Source organism: Nitrospira sp. (assembly GCA_024998565.1).
Classification (GTDB): domain Bacteria; phylum Nitrospirota; class Nitrospiria; order Nitrospirales; family Nitrospiraceae; genus Nitrospira_A.
Window position 1 is genome coordinate 198099 of sequence record JACOEM010000008.1, and the last position, 21556, is coordinate 219654.

Sequence of the window (21556 nt, forward strand, 5' to 3'; positions counted from 1 at the left end):
AGTTCTTCGATCCGCAGGCCGAGAGAGTATCGACACCTAGTCTCTACCTTCGCGGAATCGCGAGTCGTATGCACCATTTGCGATCGTTCCAGCTCCGGGACATGACCGCCTGCGGCGCGGCGTTGCGCCGGCTCGGCACAGATGCCACCAGCCTTGAGCAGGTCGCCGATCGCCTCGTTCGTCATCTCTACAGATCCTTGACCATGGGCCATCTCCGGGAGCCGGCCTGCAGCCTGGTCCGCCTCTTCAAGACGACACCCTATAGCCGGCTGACACCGGACCTTCGTGCACTGGCTGACGCTCGGCTCGGAAATACGCCCCCGCCCCCCTCTCTGACCTGCCTCACCCTGTTGGCCAGCGCTGGAGCGGTCCCCGGGTGGAATGACCCGGCGCGTTCGAGTCGCTTCCGCGTGATCCCGTTCGATACCCTGGAGGCCGTGGAACGGTTACCCATGTTCAGTCAACTCTTCCGGCAGCTGGGAGTCTCGCTCCCCTCGTTGACACAGCCGGGCCCGAGCGTGTTGCTGGACCAGCACGAACAATCGTTCAACGTCTTTCACATCCCCGAAGCCGAAGGAAGCCCCTACGTCCCGGGACAGGAAGAGTTCGTGCGCAAGTACGGGATCCGGTCGGTCTTGGGATTCGGCGCACCGCTGCCGGACGGTGAACTGTTTTCCATCATTCTCTTCAGCAAGGACTTTATCCCTGAAAGCACGGCAACCCTCTTCAAACCCCTCGCGCTGTGCGCGCAGATTGCACTGGCGCCCTATACCACGACGGCGGCCTCTCACTCGCACCACACCTCCATGCCCAAACAGGCCGGCGACGACCCAACGCCCGTCCACGACGCGCACCTGCAGACCAGGATCGCCGACCTCGAACGCCTTCTCGCCGTGCATGAACAGACCGTGGACGAGCAGGCCGACCGGATGGAGCTGATCGTGCAAGGTTCCCAAATGGGCACCTGGGACTGGGAAATCCCCACCGGGCGAGTGACCTTTAACGAACGATGGGCGAGTATGCTCGGCTACCGTCTCGACGAGATCGAGCCGCATGTCCGGACCTGGGAGCAATTGGTGCACCCGGATGACCTTCACCAGGTGATGGCGACGGTTTCTGCGCATCTTCGTGGAGAAACGCCCACCTATTCCAGCGAGCATCGCCTGCGAACCAAGTCCGGCGCCTGGTGCTGGGTCTTCGACAGCGGACGCGTGGTCAAGCGGGACGCTAAGGGTGCCCCCTTGCGGGCCGCCGGCATCCATCTCGACATTTCCGACCGTAAGGCACTCGAAGCGGCGCAGGCACTGGCACAATGCGATCTGCAAGCCAAGCAACAAGCTCTGGACGAAGCCCAAACGCAGGCTCACCTTGGTTCGTGGCACTGGAATATTGCGACCGGTCAGGAAGCCTGGTCCGAAGAGCAGTGCCGGATCTTCGGCCATACTCCAGACCAGAGCCTCCCGACCTATGCGACCTTCCTCTCCGCGCTGCATCCGGACGACGTCGAGCGCGTGCAGCAAGCGGTCGATGCGGCGCTGAAATACGACTCGCCCTACAACGTCGATTGCCGGATTCGACGCCCCGACGGCGAAGTCCGGCACATCAATTGCCGCGGAGTCGTCCAGCGCGATCCCGACGGACGACCGGTGAGTATGGCCGGAACCGTGCTGGACATCACCGACTACAAACGCGCCGAATTTGCCTGGCGAGACAGCGAAACCAGAATGCGTTCGATCTTCGAGAGCGCGATCGAAGGCATTGTGGTCATCGACGAACGCGGCCGGATCGAAAGCGCCAACACCGCCCTGCTGAATTTACTGGGATACCAGGCGCACGAACTGATCGGGCAGAACATTTCCCTACTCATGCCCTCTCCCTATCGTGAACACCACAATGAGTACCTGGCAAACTACCTGGCGACCGGGAAACGCACCATCATCGGCAGCGGCCGCGACGTGCCGGCTGTGCGCAAAGACGGGACTCGGATCGACGTGCATGTGTCGGTCAGCGAGATGCAGATCGGAACGGAGAAGAAGTATACGGGCATGCTTCGCGACATTTCCGAGCGGAAGCGCATGGAAGCGACCCTTCGGGAGAGTGAAGAGCGATTCCGGCAACTGGCTGAGCACATCGATGCCGTCTTCTGGCTCACCTCGCCGGATAAGAGCGAGGTCCTCTATGTCAGCCCCGCCTTTGAGACCATCTGGGAACTCCCTAGAGATCTACTCTATGTGAATCCGGCGTTCTGGCTCGATCACATCCATCCGGAAGACCGCACACGCGTTGCCACCGCGGCAGCCTGTCAGGGCCATCTCCCCTATGACGAGGAATATCGAATTGTCACGCCAGGCGGACAGGTGCGCTGGGTTCGAGATCGCAGCTTTCCAATTAGAAACGCCCAGGGGGATACCTATCGCATTGCGGGCATCACCGCGGACATCACCGCGGCCAAACAGATGGAGGCACAGACTCGTTCCAGTGAGCTGCGGCATCGCGCACTCGTAGAACTGTCGCCCCATGCCATCTTCGTGAATTGCGAAGACAAAATCGTGTTTGCCAATCAGGCCTGCGTGAGGTTACTGGGAGCGATCGCCCCGTCACAGCTGTTCGGCAAGACGGTTCTCGAGTTTATCCATCCGGAATCCCACTCCAAGGTACGACAGAGAATCGCGAAAATACGCGAGACGAATCAACCGGTCCCGCCCACCGAGGATCGGTTTGTCGGTCTCGCCGGCTCCATCATCGATGTCGAAGTGGCGGCAGCCCCGGTTATGTTCGAGGGGAAACCGGCCATCCAGGTCATTGCCACCGACATACGGGCTCGCAAAGACCTGGAACGGGCCCTGCTCGCCACCAACCTGCAACTGCACACCATCCTCGCCAGCGCGACCAATGTCTCCATCGTCGCCACCAACACCGAGGGGACGATCACGACCTTCAACACCGGCGCGGAAGAGTTGCTGGGGTATACCGCCGTCGAGATGATCGGACAACAGTCGCTCATATTGCTGCACGTGCCCGAGGAGATCGAGCGCCATGCCAAGGAGCTCGGCGACTTGTACGAGCGCCCGATTCATGGTGTTGCCGCCTTGGTCGAAAATGCCAGACGAGGCGGGTTCGATGAACGGGAATGGACGTACCAGCGAAAAGACGGCAGCCGGCTGACTGTCCTATTGACTATCACCGCACTCCGGGACAGTGACGGAGTCGTGACCGGATTCCTGGCGATTGGAAAAGACATCACCAGCCGAAAAGCCGCAGAAAATGCCCTCGCGCAGGCGCGGGATGAAGCCCTTCGAGCCGCCCAGGCCAAGGCCGACTTCCTCGCCACCATGAGCCATGAAATCCGCACCCCGATGAATGCCATCATCGGCATGACGGGTCTCCTGCTCGATACCGCCCTTACGAAAGAACAACATGAGTTTGCCGACTCGGTCCGCCGTTCGAGCGACGGCTTGCTGACGCTCCTCAACGACATTCTCGATTTCTCCAAAATCGAGGCGGGAAAACTTCATTTCGAAGAACTCCCGTTCGACCTCCGGATGACGGTGGAGGATACGGTGGAGCTGCTCGCGGAACAGGCGCAGAGCAAAGGCCTGGAGTTGATCGGGTTAGTCGATGCCGCCGTGCCGACCGCCGTCGTAGGCGATCCCGGCCGGCTCCGGCAGATTCTGGTCAATCTGGTCGGCAATGCCATCAAGTTTACCTCCGCGGGCGAAGTGTTCCTCCACGTGACGCGTGAGACTCAAGACGGCGTGGGCCTTCTGCGGTTTACCATCAAAGATACCGGGATCGGTATTCCAGAGGCAGTGCAGGGACGACTGTTTAGCGCCTTCGTGCAAGCCGACAGCTCCACCACCAGACGATTCGGCGGCACCGGACTAGGGCTCGCTATTTGCCAACGCCTCGTCAGCCAGATGCATGGCCGGATCGGGGTCGAAAGCCATCCCGGGCAGGGCAGCACGTTCTGGTTCACCGTGCAATTTCCGGAGACGACACTCGCCACTTCCCCGTCGCCCTTTTCCTGGAGCCGGCTGCATGGCCGGCGCATTCTCCTCGTGGACCATTGCGACACCGTCCGGCAAGCCATGCGCCAGGAGCTCACGTCGCATGGAATGACTTGCACGGTGGCACAGAGCGGTCCGGAGGCCGTGGAGTTAGCCCGTACGGCGGCGGCCAGTCGGAATCCCTTCGACCTGGCCCTCATCGAATTGCATCTCTCCGACATGGACGGATTCGAAACGGCCGCCTTGCTGAAACAAGACCCCGCAACCGCCGGCATACGCCTGGTCATCCTCACCACGGTCGGCCGGCGGGGCGACGGCCAGACTGCGCGATCCATCGGTATCGACGCCTATCTCACGAAACCGCTCCGTCAGACACAATTGCTCGAATGCCTGTGTCTCCTACTGTCCCCGGAAACCGCGGCCGGGACGCCGTCGAACGCCGAACCGCCGCCGTTGATCACACGACACACCCTGAGCGAATCCCAGGCAGGGCCGAAGCCTCGCCTGCTCCTGGCGGAAGATAATCCCGTGAACCAGAAAGTCGCCTGCAAGATGCTGGAGAAACTCGGCTACCGGGTCGATGTCGCGGGAAACGGACAGGAAGCCGTGGCCGCCCATGAGCGTGCCCGTTATCCGCTGATTTTTATGGACTGCCAGATGCCGGAAGTGGACGGGTTTGAAGCGACCGCACTGATCCGCAAAATGGAAGGCCGGTCGGCCCATACCCCGATCGTCGCCATGACGGCCAACGCCATGCAAGGCGACCGCGAACGCTGCCTGGCCGCCGGGATGGACGATTACATCGCCAAACCGGTCCGCCCCAAAGAGCTTCAGGCAGTACTCGACACCTGGCTCGGAACCGACGGCGCTGCAACCGGCACCAACGGCTAACGCGGATTATTCATGCATGCCGTCGCGAGTCGTTTGAGACCGAAGCCCGCCGGGGCTTCTCACAAGTAGGGCCGACGCAGAGTACTTGCGCTCCGTCGAGGAGGCCGAACGAGAGCAGCCCAGCCGGGCGAGAGGATCGAACGACGGAGCAGGGATTCGTGAATAGTCCGGGCTAGAGAGGGGTCGCTTTCATGTCTGTCCACCAACATCGCGCCAGACGTCGTCGGGACCATAGACTCGACCCTAGCATCATCAACGTGCTGCCGGCCAATATCGCCGTGCTCGACGCGCAGGGCACGATTCTCGCGGTCAACGAGTCCTGGGAACGGTTCGCAGCCGCGAACGGCTTTACCGGCGAGGGCTACGGCGTCGGCCTCAACTATCTCCACATCTGCGATGCGGCGGGAACTCAGCCCGACGCCCTGCACGTGGCCCAGGGGATCCGGCACATTCTGGACGGCACCATCCGCGCCTTCTCCTACGAATACGAGAGCTCGAGTCCTACACTCCGACGCTGGTTCCGGGTCATCGTCACCCCGATGCAGGGCAGCCGGAGCTACGGCGCCGTGGTCATGCACATCAACGTATCGGACCTCAAACAGGCGGAAGCCGCCATGCATCAGAGCGAGGTCCGGTTGCGGGCGATCGTCGACACCGCGGTGGACGGTATCGTCGTCATCAACGAACGGGGCAGCATCGAATCGATCAATCCCGCCGTCACGCGCATGTTCGGGTACACCTCGAACCAGCTCCTGGGACAGAACGTGAAACTCCTCATGCCCGACCCCTACCACACGGAACACGACCGGTACCTGACCAATTATTTGCAGTCGGGCCAGAAAAAGGTCATCGGCATCGGTCGTGAAGTGCTGGGACTTCGCAATGACGGCGTGTCATTTCCCATTGAGTTGGCCGTGAGTGAAATGCTCGTCGACGGCGCCAGAAAGTTTACCGGTATCGTGCGCGACATTTCCTCCCGCAAACAGGCCGAGGCCCAGTTCCGTCAAGTAGTGGAATCCGCGCCGAACGGCATGTTGATGATCGATCCCCTCGGCAACATCACGCTGGTCAACAAGCAGGTCGAAACCATGTTCGGCTACAGCCGCGAGGAGATGCTCGGCCGGCCGGTCGAAATGCTGATTCCGGAGCGGTTTCGCCCCAACCATCCGGCGCATCGCGTCGGATACTTCTCCGCCCCGTCGTCACGCGCCATGGGAGCCGGCCGGGAACTCTTCGGCCTGCATAAGAACGGGCAGGAGTTTCCCGTCGAGCTCGGACTCAATCCGATCGATACGCCGAACGGGAAACTGGCGCTGGCATCCATCGTCGACATCACCATGCGAAAACGCACCGAAAGCGCGCTGTCGAAAGCGGCCCAGGATCTCGAATGGAAGAACTGGGAGATCTCGGAAGCCCGCGATCAGGCCGTCAAAGCCGGGCAGGCCAAGACCGATTTCCTGGCCACGATGAGCCACGAAATCCGCACCCCGATGAACGGGGTACTCGGCATGACGACCTTGCTGCTCGATACCGCCCTGAGCACCGAACAGCGTGATTATTTGCAGACCCTCCGGCATTCCAGCGAATCGCTGCTGAGGATCATCAACGACATTCTGGACTTTTCGAAAATCGAGGCCGGGAAATTTACCATCGAACAGATCCCGTTCGACCTCCGCATGACCATCGAAGATACGTTGGACATGCTGGCGCCCGCCTCCCAGGACCGTCATTTGGAGCTCGTCGGACTCATCGACGCCCAAACACCGCGGACCGTCATCGGCGATCCGGGGCGTATTCGACAGGTCCTGACCAACCTGCTGGGCAACGCGATCAAATTCACCGAACAGGGCGAAGTGTTGATCCAAGTTCTCCCGCTGGATGAAGATCCGACCTTCGTCATGCTCCGTTTCGAAGTGATCGATACCGGCATCGGCCTCAGCCCGGAAGCCCAGGCGAGAATGTTTCAGGCGTTTACCCAGGCCGACAGTTCGACCGCCCGCAAGTACGGCGGAACGGGTCTCGGCCTGACGATCTGCAAACGGTTGGTCGAGCTGATGGGCGGAGAAATCGGGCTGCAATCGATGCCGGGGCTCGGAACCCGCATCTGGTTTACCGTACGTTTCGCCCTGCAAGCGGACGCAGCTCCGCCCGTGATGCCCCCGCTGACGTCGAACGATTTCGCCGGCCGTCGCGTCTGCCTCGTCGACGACAACCCGACGAACCGCAGCCTGCTCCAATACCATGTGTCGGCCTGGAACATGCACCACGAAAGCGCCGTGGATGCCCCCTCGGCACTGGCCCTCTTGCGCCAGGCCGCGGCCGACGGCACGCCGTTCGACCTCGCCATCATCGACATGCACATGCCCGACATCGGCGGACTTGAGCTCTGCCGGTTGATCAAAGACGATCCGTCGATTCGCTCGACACACCTGATCGTACTGACGGCGTTCGGTCAACGAGGAGACAGCATCGCGGCGAAGGAAGCCGGTGCGAGTGCTTACCTGCCCAAACCGGTTCGCGAACGCCAACTGGCCGACTGTATTCGCCTGATCCTCGGACGAACGGACACCGGCGAGAGTTCGACCCCGCTGATCACGCGGCATACCATGTCCGAGGCTCAGGCACAGGCAGCGCAACGACTGCTCGTCGTCGACGACAATCCGGTGAATCAAAAAGTCGCGTTGAAGATGCTGGAAAAACTCGGGTACCGCGTGGATGTGGCCGGCAACGGCATGGAAGCGCTCGCGGCCGTCTGCCGGCATCAATATCCATTGGTGTTTATGGACTGTCAGATGCCGGAGCTCGACGGGCTCGAAACGACTCGGTTGATCCGGTCTCAGGAACAGGCAGGCACGCATCTGCCGATCATCGCCATGACCGCCAATGCCATGGCAGGCGATCGTGAGAACTGCCTCAAGGCCGGCATGGACGATTTCATCAGCAAACCGATCGTCCCCGACCAATTACGAGAGATTTTGTCCCGATGGCTTCCATCGGCCAGGCTGACTCCCCCTCAGAAGTCCTTCGCACCTCCGGATACCGGTAACGCGGCATAGTGAGGGCCTGTATCTAAACCCATCCGACGATTGACAGAACTCCACGCGCCGACTAGGATACGCCCTCACCAAGGAGAGTGAGCGAACGCGTGAGTCATCCGTCCCCGTCCGGTCCTGCAGCATTGCCTCCAACATCACACAACCGCGTTGAGCAGGCCTTTGAATTCCTGGTCTTCAGCAGCCGCTGGATTCAGGCGCCGCTGTATGGCGGCCTCATCATTGCCGAGTTGCTCTATGCCAGCAAGTTCATCCTCGAACTCTGGGAGATGGCGAAACACTTCAAGCAACTCGAAGAAACCAAATTCATGCTGGGCGTGCTCGGACTGATCGATGTGACGATGGTGGCCAATCTGCTGACCATGGTCATCATCGGCGGCTACGCCACCTTCGTCAGTAAACTCGACCTGGAAACCCACCCCGACCGGCCCGAGTGGCTCACGCATGTGGATCCCGGCACGATCAAAATCAAACTGGCCGCCTCGCTGGTCGGCATCTCCAGCATTCATCTCCTGAAATCCTTCGTGGACATCGCGAACGAGAACCCCGAACACGTCAAGTGGAAGATCTTCATTCACCTCACCTTCCTGGGCTCCGCCATCCTCCTGGCCTACACCGACAAGCTGATGCAACGGGACCGCAAGCATTGACCATAGCGACGCCAGGGTGCCGTATCACTTGAGATACGCGCTGTATCCGATTCGATAATCTCCACAACATACCTGCCCTACGCATTCGCGTCTATTTCCGCGGCTGCAGACGGCGCGGAACGCATCGACACGGTGGCCAGGCCGCGTTCTGTTCAAGCGTCCTCACGGGGCATGTGGTTTGCCTTTTCCAATCGTGGTATGACAGGCGCCGACACGGGCGCTTTCCGTCGAGACAGCGTCCCCCTCACCATGTTCCCCTTGGAGTCACGATGACTACTCCCGCTTCGCCGGACGACCCGCTGACACTCGCAACGATTCTGGAGGAAGAAACCGAACTGCTGCACGGCCCCCTGCCCAAGGATCATCCGGTGGGGGCCCCCGATGCGGTGCGCACGGCCGCGCTCTTCCGGCACATCCACGCCTGCCACCCGAAACGCGCGGGACTCTGCTTCTCCGGCGGAGGCATACGCAGCGCGACCTTCGGACTCGGCGTCTTGCAGTCTCTCGCGCGCCTGCAACTCCTGAACAAGTTCGACTATCTTTCGACCGTCTCCGGCGGAGGCTACATCGGCAGCTGGCTCACCGCCTGGATCCATCGCCATCCGCAGGGATTGGACGGCGTCATTGAGGATCTGCGGGTCACGCCGAAAGCAGGCGCCACCGAAGTGCCGCCGCCGGTCCAATGGCTGCGGAACTATAGCAATTACCTGAGTCCGCACCTGGGATTCCTCTCGGCCGACTCATGGACGCTCTTCGGCATTTACTTGCGCAACCTGCACCTGAACTGGATGGTGCTGCTGCCGTTGCTGATGGTACCCCTGCTCGTGCCACGCTGGACCATCGCCCTGGCCCAGCTGAATACCCCCGGACTGACCTTGCCCGTCTGGCTACTCCAAGCCGTGTTTATGGTCGGTCTCGGTCTGGCCGTCATGGCATTGATTTATCTGCACCTCTGCCGTCCTACGCTCAGCGAGTATCGTCGCAATACCCGATGGCAGACCTTGGAACGCCAACACTGGTTTCTGGTCGCCTGCCTCGGCCCCTTGATCACATCGGTGCTCTTCCTCACCACCGCCTGGGCCTGGTTTCGCAACGGAGGCGGTACGCTGGAGCAACTCAGCCTCTCCCACGTCATGTTCGGCGGCGTCTTCCTCCACACAGGGAGCTGGCTCTTTTCCGTCCTCGTGCTCAAACGATTCAAAGCCTTCTCCCCCTGGCTGCTCTGGGAAACCGCCGCCGTTGCCGCCACCGGCGCGCTGGGCGGATTGTTACTCCGATCTCTACTGATAAAGACTCCCGATCAGCTGGTCGTCGCCACATTTGCCGAGTGCTTCGCCACCTTCGCCGTTCCGGGCGTCCTCGCGATATTTTTGCTCACAGCAACCGTCTTCATCGGCCTGGCCAGCCGATTCACCGAAGAACAGGACCGCGAGTGGTGGGGGCGCACCGGTTCCTGGGTATTGATCGTCATGGTCGTCTGGTCGGGGCTCTCCGCCATCGTCGCCTTCGGTCCGGGGCTCATTGCCTGGACACCGAAAGTCGCCGCTTCCCTCGGCGGACTCTCCGGATTGCTGACCCTCGTGCTTGGATTCGGTTCACGCACCACCGCGCAACAGCAGGAGGAACGCTCACAGACCACCGTGATCACCGACTTCGCGGTACGATCGGCCGCGCCGCTCTTCATGCTCTGCGTTCTCATCGCGCTGTCATTGGGCACCAGTTGGCAATTAGACCTCTTCGCCCATCACTACGAGATGCACCTCAACCATCTCACGGGGCCTATGCAGACCGGATTAGGAATCTGGCCGGATCCTTGGGGGCACGATCAGGTCCTCCACAACACCCCCCTCTGGATGCTCGTCCTGTTCACCGTCGCCGTGACGTCATTGGGCCTGCTCATGTCCGGGCTGATTAACATCAACCGGTTCTCGCTGCATGCGATGTATCGCAACCGGCTCATCCGCGCCTATCTCGGAGCCTCGCGCATTCAGACCGAACGCGAACGGAGCTTCAATCCCTTCACCGGATTCGACAATCTTGACAACCCGGCCATGAGCGACGTGCGATTCGACGACGTGCGCCTGGCGCGTCGGCTGTATACCCGGGAGTTTTCCGCCAACACCCACGCGCAGCTCGAATCGTTCCACGCCCTGCCGGACCCGCCGCCGGTTCAATTGCAAACCATGCTCTACCGTCTCACACAGGAATTGTCTGGCCTGCTGCAACGAGATACGTTGTCGCAGGTCGCCACTGAGCTACAGGTCGGGCCGGCCTGCGCCGCCAAGATGACGACGCTGTACGAATGGACGAAAGGGACGGCCGCCGGACGGGAGGCCGCGACGTGGTTCGTCAAACTGTTCCTCAACCGGCTCTATGCCCAGAGCCCGCGCCCGCTGCATCTCATCAATATCGCGCTTAATCTGGTCAAGGGCGACAACCTCGCCTGGCAACAACGCAAAGCCCAATCGTTCACGATCAGCGCGCTCCACAGCGGCAGTTGGAATCTGGGGTATCGCCGCTCGGAGGAGTACGGATGCAACCATTACCTCGCCCAGCCCCTTTCTCTCGGGACCGCTCTGGCCATCTCCGGCGCCGCCGCGAGCCCCAACATGGGGTACCACTCATCTTCAGCCGTGACGTTTCTGCTCGCGCTCTTCAACATTCGCCTGGGCTGGTGGCTCGGGAATCCAGGCCGGGCAGGCGCCGACACCTATCGCAAAGCGTCACCCAACGTCTCGGTCGGCCCTTTGTTGTCCGAAGCCTTCGGCCTCACGGATTCCTGTCATCCCTACGTCTACCTCTCCGACGGCGGGCATTTCGAAAATCTCGGCTTGTACGAAATGGTCTTGCGCCGCTGTCACTGCATCCTCGTGGTGGATGCCGGGTGTGACCCGCAGCTCAACTTTGAAGATCTCGGCAACGCCATCCGGAAGATCCGCATCGATCTGGGAATCGACATCGAACTGAATCTCGACCAGATCAAGCGGGCCGCCGACGCCAAGACCAGCAGTCGGCACCACGCCATCGGCATGATTCGCTACGACAAAGTGGATGCCAACGCCACCGCCGGCACCCTGATCTATCTCAAACCCTCGCTGACCGGGAACGAGCCGTCGGACGTCCAGGACTACGCCGCGCGTCACCCCTCCTTTCCCCACGAACCGACCTCGGACCAGTTCTTCGACGAAGCCCAGTTCGAATCCTACCGCCGCCTCGGCGAACATGTCGCCCAACAGGTGCTGCGCCCCGCCATTCAACGAAGCGAGCAGGACTTTTCCTCCCTCTGCCATGCGCTCCGCTCCTACTGGCTGACCACCCCGCCGGGCATGCGTGAATCCTTCCTCGGCGAAACCGACGACCTGAAGGACCTTGAGCGTCTCCTGCGCGACGATCCGGATCTGCTTCGTTACGACCTGGAAATCTATCCCGAACTCCGCTCGGTGTTCGGGATCGACCCCGGCGCCATCGCGGTCAATCCGCGGGCCGCGCTGCACACCTGTAACCTGCAGATTCAGCTCATGGAGCAGGTCTACCTGGCCGTGAACCTCGAAGAGTTCCACAATCACGCCCTCAATCGCGGCTGGATGAACCTGTTCCGGCGCTGGACCTCAGCCGAAACCTTCCGTCTCTTCTGGCCGACGCTCTGCGGCATGTACAGCCAACAATTCGTCCGCTTCGCCGAGCAACACTTGAATTTACGTATCGATGAAGTGGTCGTGTTGGAAGCGATGGGGCCGACCAGTGATCTCTCGTCGCTCGCCAGAGACCTGTCGATTGAGTGGGATTCCGTCCCGGATTACGCGGAGACGTTCATGCAGGCTCTCCACAAACCGTTGCCGTTGGAGGAACCGACCGGCGACCACACGCGGCAAGCGGCTTGGCACATGCGACTGAAAGCCAGGCCCTCACCGGACGATTCGGCCGGGCCGGGAGAAATCCTGGCCGTCGTGGCCGCGACCCGTCTTTCGGTGGCCGGACACCGGCTCGCGCTGCATGGCTGGGTACGACCGGCCTATCGAGGCTTGGGTTTGGGACACCGCCTGTTCAGACGTGCCATCGAGGAATTAACGGGGGCGTACTCCGGGCACAATCTGATCGTCGATTTGGGGCCGGACAATCCGGCCTGGGCCGGCACGTCCATCCGCAACGTCGGCTGGCTCCGTTTCTACGAACAACTCGGGTTTACGCGGGATCGTTCAGATCCGGCCCGCTTCCAGATGACCCGGATCTTGAGGTAACACAGGTAGACCCGGCCGGCTGAGGATGGACGAATTCATTCTCAACGTTACGCAGTGGCCCTGCTTGACCGGTCTGTCAGGGATGTGGGGGATGGCAGACAGCGTCACGCCACACGGGGATGCGCGGGTCCGATGAGCGCCCGCACTCCGAGCAGCAACCGGTCCACACTGAAGGGTTTTTCCAGCGTGCCATGCGCGCCGAAGATCGCCGCTATTTTGAGAATATCGTAGCCCTGCACCGCTTGCCCGGAGATGGCCAAGACCTTCACGGGCATGTGCCGGCTATGCACTCGAAGAATGGTTTCCAACCTGTCCTGAACCGGCAGGTGGACATCGAGAATGACGAGATCGGGAGACTGACGCTGAATGGTGTGGAGAGCCTGCCGTCCATCCGCGGCTTCGATGACCCGATACCCTTCCAGTTCGAGTACGGTTCGCAGCCACCGACACACTTTCTCATCGTCGTCTGCAACCAGAATCAGCGCCACCGGCTCCTCGCTTCCGCATCAGGCACAGTCTTCGGCAGAAATCCCCCCGCTCGGCAACGTCCTCGCATACAGCGTCGCCACCTGCGAACGCCGCGTAACCCCTAACTTGGAATACATATTGGAGATATAGTTTTTGACCGTTTTATCGGAGAGCGACAGGGCTACGGCAATCTCCTTGTTCGTCCGGCCTTCTGCGACCAAGGGCAAGAGGCGTCGCTCTTGCGGCGACAAGTCGACCATGCACGCCGTCGACAGCCCATTGGCCATCTCCCGCACTTCCATCAAGACCAGGCCGATCAACTGCGGCCCAAGGACCACTCCACTACCGGCCGCCCGTCGCATCGCATTCCGCCACATCGCCACCGGCGTATCTTTCAACACATACCCTTGGGCGCCCGCAGCGATCGCCTCCCGGATGACGACGGGGTCGTCGTACACGCTCAGAATGAGCACCCGCGTGTCCGGCCTTCCGGCGACCAGCCGGCCGCAGGCCTGCACACCAGACCCGTCCGGCAGACTGATATCCAGCAACACCAAATCGGGATTCAGCCGTTCGATCAGCTCAAGACCCTCCGCCATCGAGGCCGCCTCGCCGACGATACGGAACTCCGCCGTTTGATTCAGTTGTTCCCTCAAGCCAAGGCGGGCCATGCGGCTATCATCAATCAAAACAATACGATACAAATGCTGTGCGTCCATCGCCGCTCCTCGCTCGCCAATCGCATAGCGATTTTTCCGGGCATAGTCTCGGCGGAGGGCGCACGTAGGAGTATAGGCAGAAGGTGGATTTACCTGTCAGCATTCGACTGACAGAACGGAGGCAACTTGCTCAGGGCGAGGCAACGAAGGCGTCGCGTCTAGTCGATGAGTCGCGCTTCGATGGCGTAGCGGATCAGCTCCCCGGTACTCTCACACGACAGTTTTTCGAGAATCCTGGCCCGATAGGTACTAATGGTTTTCACACTGAGGCGGAGCTCCTCCGCAATCACGGATACCGATTTACCCTGCCCCAGCAATCGAAGCACTTGCAGTTCACGATCCGACAGTCTGGCATGCAATGATCCGTCCACGCCGGTTTCGATCACGCTCGCCATTTGCTCGGCCAACGCCGCAGTAATGTACCGGCCTCCCTGCAAGACCCGCATCACGGCCGCCAGTAACTCGGAGGGCGCACTCTGCTTGGTCAAATACCCCGACGCTCCGGCTTTGATCGCCCGCATCGCAAATTCTTTTTCCGGATAGAGACTCAACATGAGCACCGGCAGGCTTGGCTGCAGAAGTTTGGTCTCCTTCAACACCTCCAACCCGTGCTTATCAGGAAGGGCGATATCCAGAATCATCAGATCCCAGGGTTGACGACGAACGGCCTCTAATGCCTCCTCGCCGGTGCGCACTTCACAGATCTCGGAGCAGAGCTGCTCCTCCTCCAACAGTTCGCGCACTCCCCTTCGCACAATCGGATGATCATCCGTGATCAGACACCGACATTTATTCATGAACCGGTTTCCTCCGTCGTGAAGCCGGACCTGGCGACACGCGGCCTTCAGCAGAGCGGTCGGGCGTGGAACTGACCGGAATGCGCACCTGAACCGTCGTGCCGACATCGACCCCGGAGCTGATCTCCACCTGACCGGCGAGAATCTCCGCGCGTTCGCGTATGCCCCGCAGTCCGAATCCACCTAACGGGGACAGGGCGCCGACATCGAACCCGACACCATCGTCGGTGACCGTCAACCGCCATTCCCGCCGATTCCTCTGAACCAGAATGGACACGGTTGTGGCGTGCGCATGGCGGATGACATTCGTCAGCAACTCCTGGACGATCCGATAGAAGGCCGTTTCCAGCGTGGGAAGACGCTCACCGCGACGGTGTGACTGCTCGAACACCAGCGAACAACGCAAGCCGGTTCGAGCCTGCACGTCTGCGATCAGCGCCTCCAAGCCGGCCTTTAATCCCAGCTGTTCCAGGACCGGGGGGCGAAGGACCCGGACGATCTGACGCAGCCGCGCAAACAACAGATCCGTCGTCTCCAGAGCACGAGCCAGACGCTCCTGACTGCGCCCGCCCGCCACGCTTGATCGCGCAGCGACTCGCTTCACCGATGCCAGATCAAACTTGAGCGAGGTCAGTAACTGACCGAATTCATCGTGTAATTCGCGGGACAACCGGCGGCGTTCATTGGATTCAACCGTGTGCAGTTCCTGCGACATGGCCTGAAATCGTCGATAGGCTTCCTCCAGGGACGCATACGCGCGCCGGGGCGCCGTGACATCGATCATAGCCCCGATCATTCGTATGGCACCTCCGGCCTCGTTCCGCACGATATAGGCCCGATCCAGGAAGTAGCCATAGGTGCCGTCGGCCAGTTGAAAGCGATACTCTGCAAAGAAGGTCCTGACATCCGTTTGGATGGCCTGACTCACCATGTCGAGAACCCGTTCTTTGTCCTCCGGGTGCAACCGGTTGCTCCACGCGTCGACGCTCGGCTCCGTTCGTGGATCATACCCGAACTTGTCGCACGCATTGGGGCTCCACCAATGATCGCCCGTGAGCAGATCCCAATCCCACAAGATGTCGTTGGTGGCCTGAGCCACCAGTCGGAACCGCTCCTCGCTGGACCGGAGGAGCGCTTCGGTCTGCTTTCGTTCGGTGATGTCGCGGCCGACCCCGGTAATCCCGACAACCCGGCCGTGCAAATCCGTGAAGGGTGTGCCATTCCAATGATAGAGAATCGTGCGGCCGTCCTTCGTCAGCAGATGGCCCTCCAACTCCGCATACCCGGCCTCGAACGCCTGTCGGATGGCCGCACTGGTTGCGTCAGCCTCCGTGCGCGGCACCATCTCGAGGGCCGACTTTCCCAACAACTCGTCGTGCGTATACCCGGTGACCGTCTCCAGTCGAAGATTCCATTTGCTGAGACACCCCTCCAGATCCAGCACAAAGATCACATCGGGAACGGTTTCCATGATGGTCTGCAGAGTACTCAACGCTTCCGCCCGTTCCCGCTCCGCCTGCTTGCGCTCGGTGATATCAGTGATCGTCCCGACCATGCGCAGGGGTTGCCCATAGGGATCTCTGGCCACGACTTTGCCGCGGTCGAGATACCATCGGTATTCGCCGGACTGATGGCGCAATCGAACCTCGAGTTCCTTCGTCGGCGTGCGGCCGTCAAGATGCGCTTGCAGTACTTCTTTCATACGGGGGGCGTCTTCCGGATGCAGGATCTCGAAGAAGAATGCCGTCGACCCGGTGACCTCCTCGGATCGATACCCGAGGAGCCGGATCCACTGCGGACTGAAGTAGACGGCATCCGTCCGGACGTTCCAGTCCCATAGCCCCTCGTTAGTCGCCTCGATGGCGAGGTGGAATCGTTCCTCACTGGCGCGTAACGCACCTTCGGCTCGTTTGCGTTCGGTCACATCGCGGACGAAGGCGCAGTGACATTCTCTTCCGTTGTAGTACATGACATTCACATGCACTTCGATCGGAATGAGCCGGCCGTCCTTGGTTCGGTGACTCGTCTCGAACGATACGCTCCCCTTCTCCCTGGTCTCCTGCCAATAGCCCGGCCAGGTCTCGGCTGGAAAGGAGGGGTTCAGATCATGGACCGTCATCCCGAGAAATTCCTCCCGCGAATACCCCAGCATCACCGTCGCGGCGTTATTGACATCCAACAGCTCGGCGTCGGACCCGACCCAGTAAATCGCCTCCGTCGCGTGATCGACGGTGTACTTCGCCAACTGCAGCGCCTCCTCGGTCTGCTTTCGTCCGGTGATGTCGGTCGTCGCCCCGACCATGCGATAGGGGCGGCCCTGTTCATCCCACAGCGCCTGCGCACGCGATTGAATCCACCGATAGCTCCCATCCTTGTGACGCACCCGGCATTGCACATCAAACGACTCTCTGCGTTCGAAATGGTTCCGGGTCTCCGCCCGCACATGCGCCAGGTCATCCGGATGCACCCGGTCGAAGAACGAGGAGGCGAGATCCGGCAATTCATCCTCGGCGAACCCCAGCAAGGCCTTCCACCCGGCGGAATGCACCGCCTCTCCGGTGACCACATTCCAATCCCAGATACCGTCAGAGGTGCCTCGAAGGGCCAGGGCATACCGCTCTTCACTTGCTTGAAGTTGCTGCTCGGCGAGAGACCGCCCCAATTCACTGCCGGCGCGGCCGGCGGCCATGCGCAGTAACGATTCCACCCACTCGGGCTCCTTCAACGGTGTCCTGGCGAGCACGGCAATCCAGCCGATGGCCTCCCCGGCCGGCGAGGGAAGCATCAGGGCCATATAGGACTCGATGGAGAGCTGTCGAAGCATCTCATCCTGTGGAAACGCGGCTTGCACGGCGTCCGGATAGTGACAGAATCCCTCGCTCAAGACATGCTCGCACGGCGTCCCGGCCAAGTCATACTCCACCTGTTCCAGCGGCCCATCCGGTCCATGACCGGCGATCACCTTCGCGCGCAGCTGTCCAGGGAGGGGTCGAATACAGAACGCATATTCCGCCCCGATCGAGCGCGCCAGCGTTTCGACGAGTTCCCGCAGAAATGCCACACCCGTCGCGCGGGTGGTGCCGGCGAGCACGCCCAAGGCTTCTTCATTGCGCTGCTGCGTCGTGAGATCCCGTACCGAGACGAGTCCGCCGACCCACTCGCCCCTGCGAATGAGCGGCGCCGCAATCCAGCTGACCTGCACGGTTGAACCATTGTTTCTGGCAAACACGTCATGAGGGCTCTGCGTCTTCCCACGCAGGGCGGCGGCACTCACGAGCCCGCACGGCTCACCCGAGCCGAGTGCAGCTCCGCGCTCATGACGATGCACACAGTCGTGCAGCAGCCGGCCGGTGAGGTCGGAAGCGGTCTGGCCAAGAAGCGCTTCTGCCTCGTGGTTGGCACCCAGCACGCGCCCGCTGCGATCCGTCACGAACACTGCGTCCGCCATACCCGCCATAATCTCCTCCAGCGATTCTTCATCGAGGGGCGAGCGGTCGAACGTCAACCTCCGCAGCTCCAACTGCGCCGCGGCCTGACGGGCCAGCCGGCGTAGCCCTTGACACTGCTCGTCGGTGGGGATACGAGGCGCAGTATCCATCACGGCGATCGTACCCACTGCATACCCGTCCGGGCTCAGAATCGGCGCGCCACAATAAAATCTGACTCCCGGATCCGCCGCGACCAACGGATGGAACGAGAAACGCAGATCGGCCCGCGCATCCTCAATCGCCATGAGTGTCTTGTTTTGGACAGCCTGCGCACAGAGCCCGGACGAGCGGACGGTCTGGGTCATGGTCAGGCCGACCTTGGCTTTGAACCACTGCCGGTCCTGGTCGATGAACGTGATGGCCGCAATCGGAGCACGACACAGGGCCGCAGCCAGATGCGCCAAGTCATCGAAGGCGGTGTCGGGGAGGGTGTCCAAAATCCGGTAGCGCGACAACGCGGCTACGCGGGCAATTTCGTCGGAAAGCGGGGCGTGCGTCGCCATACGTGCAGTCCCTCGCGCGAACCACCGAGGGCTTTGGGTGTACCGATTTCGCCCAGAGTCTTACCACAAATGCCCCGCATCGAATAGGGCCATCTGGAACGGGGGCGACGCCTGCCGCTTCCCTCCGTTGGCCTACTTGCGGGCGACGCTATGACCAGGCAGGGAGTGACGTTCCATCGGCCGCGCGCCAATGGGGCACCCAGGCGAGTGCCACGAGCTTGATCGAGATGTTCGATTTGCTAGGTTTCAACGACAGGGTTTCCAATTTTTCCGTGAGCGGATCGGTCGCCGCCGCCAGGGCATCGGCTTCCGCTTTGAACTCGGCCTCGAGCGCCGCCAGCTGTTGCTGCAGCGCCGCCACGTTGTCTTCCGCCTGACTCACGTCTTTCGATTCTTTCATCGCCCGGCCGGCGCCGCGGATCGCCGTCGTCGCCTTGCCGATATTGCCGGCGCTGATCGTTTTCCGCCCGAGAAACGCCCCCAGGATCGTGGCGCCGACCGAAATGGCCGCCTGGATCTGACTGCTGCGGGACTCGGCCTGCTGCCGTTCCACCATCTGCTCCGCGCGCCGGATACGATCCTGCAATGCGGCGATCTTGGGTGAATACTTCTTCCGCAATACCTCACTCTGTTGGTCGCGCTGCTCCCGCCCCGCCTGTTGCAGCCGCACACGAAAGTCACGCTCCGGCTCCCCTGGCATCGACAGCGCCTTCGTGCTCGGACTACGGAATAGCTCAACTTTTTGCGTCCGGAATAACCAGCCCGACAAGTCGGTCTTCCAACCGTCATACTGCTTAGCCTTGCCGGCGGCGGCCGGAAGCGTGGCGAAGTGAGCCTCGCCTGCAGGATCGCGCTCCAAGTCCGCGACGGTCAGATCCACGATCGCCGCATGATCCCACTCTACCGGCACGGCACCCTCGGTCAGCGGAGTCAGTAGGGTGAGGGGTTCGGTCACATCGACCGCAGCCTTGTTGTCCACCACCCGCACCTGTGCCACCCCCAAGACCATCGGTTGATAGACGAGTGCGTGCCCCTCCGGCCGGCGTCCCCGTAGCGGCACAAAGTATTGCGGCACCTCCGGCGGCAACATGGGGCGTTGCGCATGGGGCGTCCCATGGGCAGGCGTCGATGCCACGGGTGTGCCTGCCGACTGGCCCGTTTCGGCTGGTCTCTCCCGCTTAACGGGATCCATCAATTGTTTGATTTGTGTCCGCGTGAGCGGCCCGCGCAGATAGGACAGCGTCCATCGGGTCTGGAAAACTTCCGGCGCATCTTCGTGCACGTTATTCAGCAGGAACACTCGATTCCCGAGCCCGGCAAGAATTTGCTCCATTTGTTGGCGATCGAATTTCTTGCCGCTGCTGGCAGCCGCGCCCTCCAACCCCTCCATCACGCGCGCCTTGTCGCGCTCCGTCTGCAGCCGACCGATGAACCAGGTGCCGGTGTTGGCCAGGCCTTTGTAGTCCAGATCGACCGGGTTCTGCGTGGCCAGCACCACTCCCAATCCAAAGGCGCGCGCCTGCTTCAGCAAGGTGAGCAAGGGAGCTTTGGACGGCGGGTTGGCGACCGGCGGGAAGTAGCCGAAAATCTCATCCATATAGAGAATAGCCCGCAGGCTCGTGGTGCCGGATTGGCCGCGGACCCACCCCAACGTCTGGTTCAGAAGCAGGGACACAAAGAACATGCGCTCGGCATCGTTCAAATGGGCGATCGAAAAAATGGCGATGCGGGGTTTGCCCGAGGGGCCGTAGAGCATACGCCCGACATCCAACGCCTCCCCTTCCATCCATGCGGCGAAACCCGGCGCGGCCAGCAGATTGTTCAGCTGCATGGCCAGGGCGAACCGTTCCTTCGAGGGGAAGAACGACTCCACATCGAGCACACCCACCTTCGTCATGGGAGGCGTTTGGATCTGATGAATGAGCCCGGGCAGATCGAGATCCCGTCCCGCTCGCCAGGCGCTGTCGAGAATCGACGAGAGCAGAATGTGCTCGCGGCTCTTGATCGGATCGGCCTCGACGCCGATCAGGCCCAACAGGCTGGTGACGGTCGTGCCGATGCGCTCGCGGAGGAGTTCGGCATCGTCGAGTAATTCTGCCGACGGAGCGGCGAAGGATTTCAGAATCGACACCGGAAGACCGGCGTTGCTTCCCGGTGTGTACACCGCGAAGTCCGCCGCATCACGCAACTTTTTGATACGCTCGCCGCTCTGACCCCAGTCGCCAAGCCCCTTCTGCCACAGGGTCGCCTGCTGCGCGGCGAAGTCGGCGGCGGACAGGCCCTTCTTGCGGGCGTCGTCTTCATTAATCCACGGCGCGAAATCTTCGCCGCGAAGCTGAGGAAAGGTGAGCAGGAGATTGGCCAGATCGCCCTTCGGATCAATGACGATGGCCGGGATGCCGTCGATGGCCGCTTCTTCCAGTAAACCGACACAGAGACCGGTCTTGCCGCTTCCTGTCATACCGACGCAGACCGCGTGAGTGACCAGATCCTTCGAATCGTAGAGCAGCCAGCCAGGCTTGGCCTGTTTGGCGGCGAGATCATAAGGCCGCCCGAGATAAAACGCGCCGAGCTTTTCGAACTCGGCTGCGTCGTCCGTCGATGAGACGGTACCGGTCGTGGTCTGTTTTTTCTTCGGCGGCATAATTCCCCGCAATGGAGATGAAGAGCACCAATTCAAATCGACCGAATTCGACGGGCATTCTAGTAAGCACAGGCCGCGACTGCAAGCCCGCGGGCACA

The 21556-nt window shown here is 61.3% G+C and carries 8 protein-coding genes and 1 pseudogene; 4 read left to right on the forward strand and 5 right to left on the reverse strand.

Annotated features, from left to right (window positions below; all coding sequences use genetic code 11):
• Window positions 1–68 precede the first annotated feature (68 nt).
• From H8K11_14310 to H8K11_14325, 4 genes and pseudogenes are all read left to right on the forward strand, one after another.
• Window positions 69–4898 carry a PAS domain S-box protein gene (locus H8K11_14310; protein MCS6264925.1) on the forward strand — a complete coding sequence of 1610 codons (4830 nt, stop codon included), beginning with the start codon at window positions 69–71 and terminating at the stop codon, window positions 4896–4898.
• 191 nt (window positions 4899–5089) lie between these two features.
• Window positions 5090–7954 carry a PAS domain S-box protein gene (locus H8K11_14315; GenBank protein ID MCS6264926.1) on the forward strand — a complete coding sequence of 955 codons (2865 nt, stop codon included), beginning with the start codon at window positions 5090–5092 and terminating at the stop codon, window positions 7952–7954.
• 122 nt (window positions 7955–8076) lie between these two features.
• The gene (locus H8K11_14320) at window positions 8077–8601 is read left to right on the forward strand and encodes a TIGR00645 family protein (GenBank protein MCS6264927.1); all 525 of its coding nucleotides are present in this window, start codon (window positions 8077–8079) and stop codon (window positions 8599–8601) included.
• Between the two features lie 269 nt (window positions 8602–8870).
• Window positions 8871–9191: pseudogene (locus tag H8K11_14325) on the forward strand (patatin-like phospholipase family protein).
• Between the two features lie 3752 nt (window positions 9192–12943).
• Here H8K11_14325 and H8K11_14330 read toward each other — a convergent pair.
• From H8K11_14330 to H8K11_14350, 5 genes are all read right to left on the reverse strand, one after another.
• Window positions 12944–13327, reverse strand: coding sequence for a response regulator (locus H8K11_14330; protein ID MCS6264928.1), 384 nt, complete (start codon window positions 13325–13327; stop codon window positions 12944–12946).
• Window positions 13328–13345: 18 nt separating this feature from the next.
• Complete coding sequence (locus H8K11_14335; GenBank protein ID MCS6264929.1) at window positions 13346–14026, reverse strand: response regulator transcription factor; 681 nt, start codon at window positions 14024–14026, stop codon at window positions 13346–13348.
• 158 nt (window positions 14027–14184) lie between these two features.
• Window positions 14185–14823, reverse strand: coding sequence for a response regulator transcription factor (locus H8K11_14340; protein ID MCS6264930.1), 639 nt, complete (start codon window positions 14821–14823; stop codon window positions 14185–14187).
• Window positions 14816–18814: a PAS domain S-box protein gene (locus H8K11_14345; GenBank protein ID MCS6264931.1), complete on the reverse strand. Its 3999-nt coding sequence runs from the start codon at window positions 18812–18814 to the stop codon at window positions 14816–14818. The genes H8K11_14340 and H8K11_14345 overlap by 8 nt, the downstream gene beginning before the upstream one ends.
• Window positions 18815–18962: 148 nt before the next feature.
• On the reverse strand, window positions 18963–21458 hold the full coding sequence (locus H8K11_14350; GenBank protein MCS6264932.1) for an ATP-binding protein: 2496 nt from the start codon (window positions 21456–21458) through the stop codon (window positions 18963–18965).
• Window positions 21459–21556: the final 98 nt, after the last annotated feature.

Coding starts and splice junctions, on each gene's coding strand:
- H8K11_14310 (MCS6264925.1), top strand. CDS start 69: ATGCACCATTTGCGATCGTTCCAGCTCCGGGACATGACCGCCTGCGGC.
- H8K11_14340 (MCS6264930.1), bottom strand. CDS start 14,823: ATGAATAAATGTCGGTGTCTGATCACGGATGATCATCCGATTGTGCGA.
- H8K11_14345 (MCS6264931.1), bottom strand. CDS start 18,814: ATGGCGACGCACGCCCCGCTTTCCGACGAAATTGCCCGCGTAGCCGCG.
- H8K11_14315 (MCS6264926.1), top strand. CDS start 5,090: ATGTCTGTCCACCAACATCGCGCCAGACGTCGTCGGGACCATAGACTC.
- H8K11_14335 (MCS6264929.1), bottom strand. CDS start 14,026: ATGGACGCACAGCATTTGTATCGTATTGTTTTGATTGATGATAGCCGC.
- H8K11_14350 (MCS6264932.1), bottom strand. CDS start 21,458: ATGCCGCCGAAGAAAAAACAGACCACGACCGGTACCGTCTCATCGACG.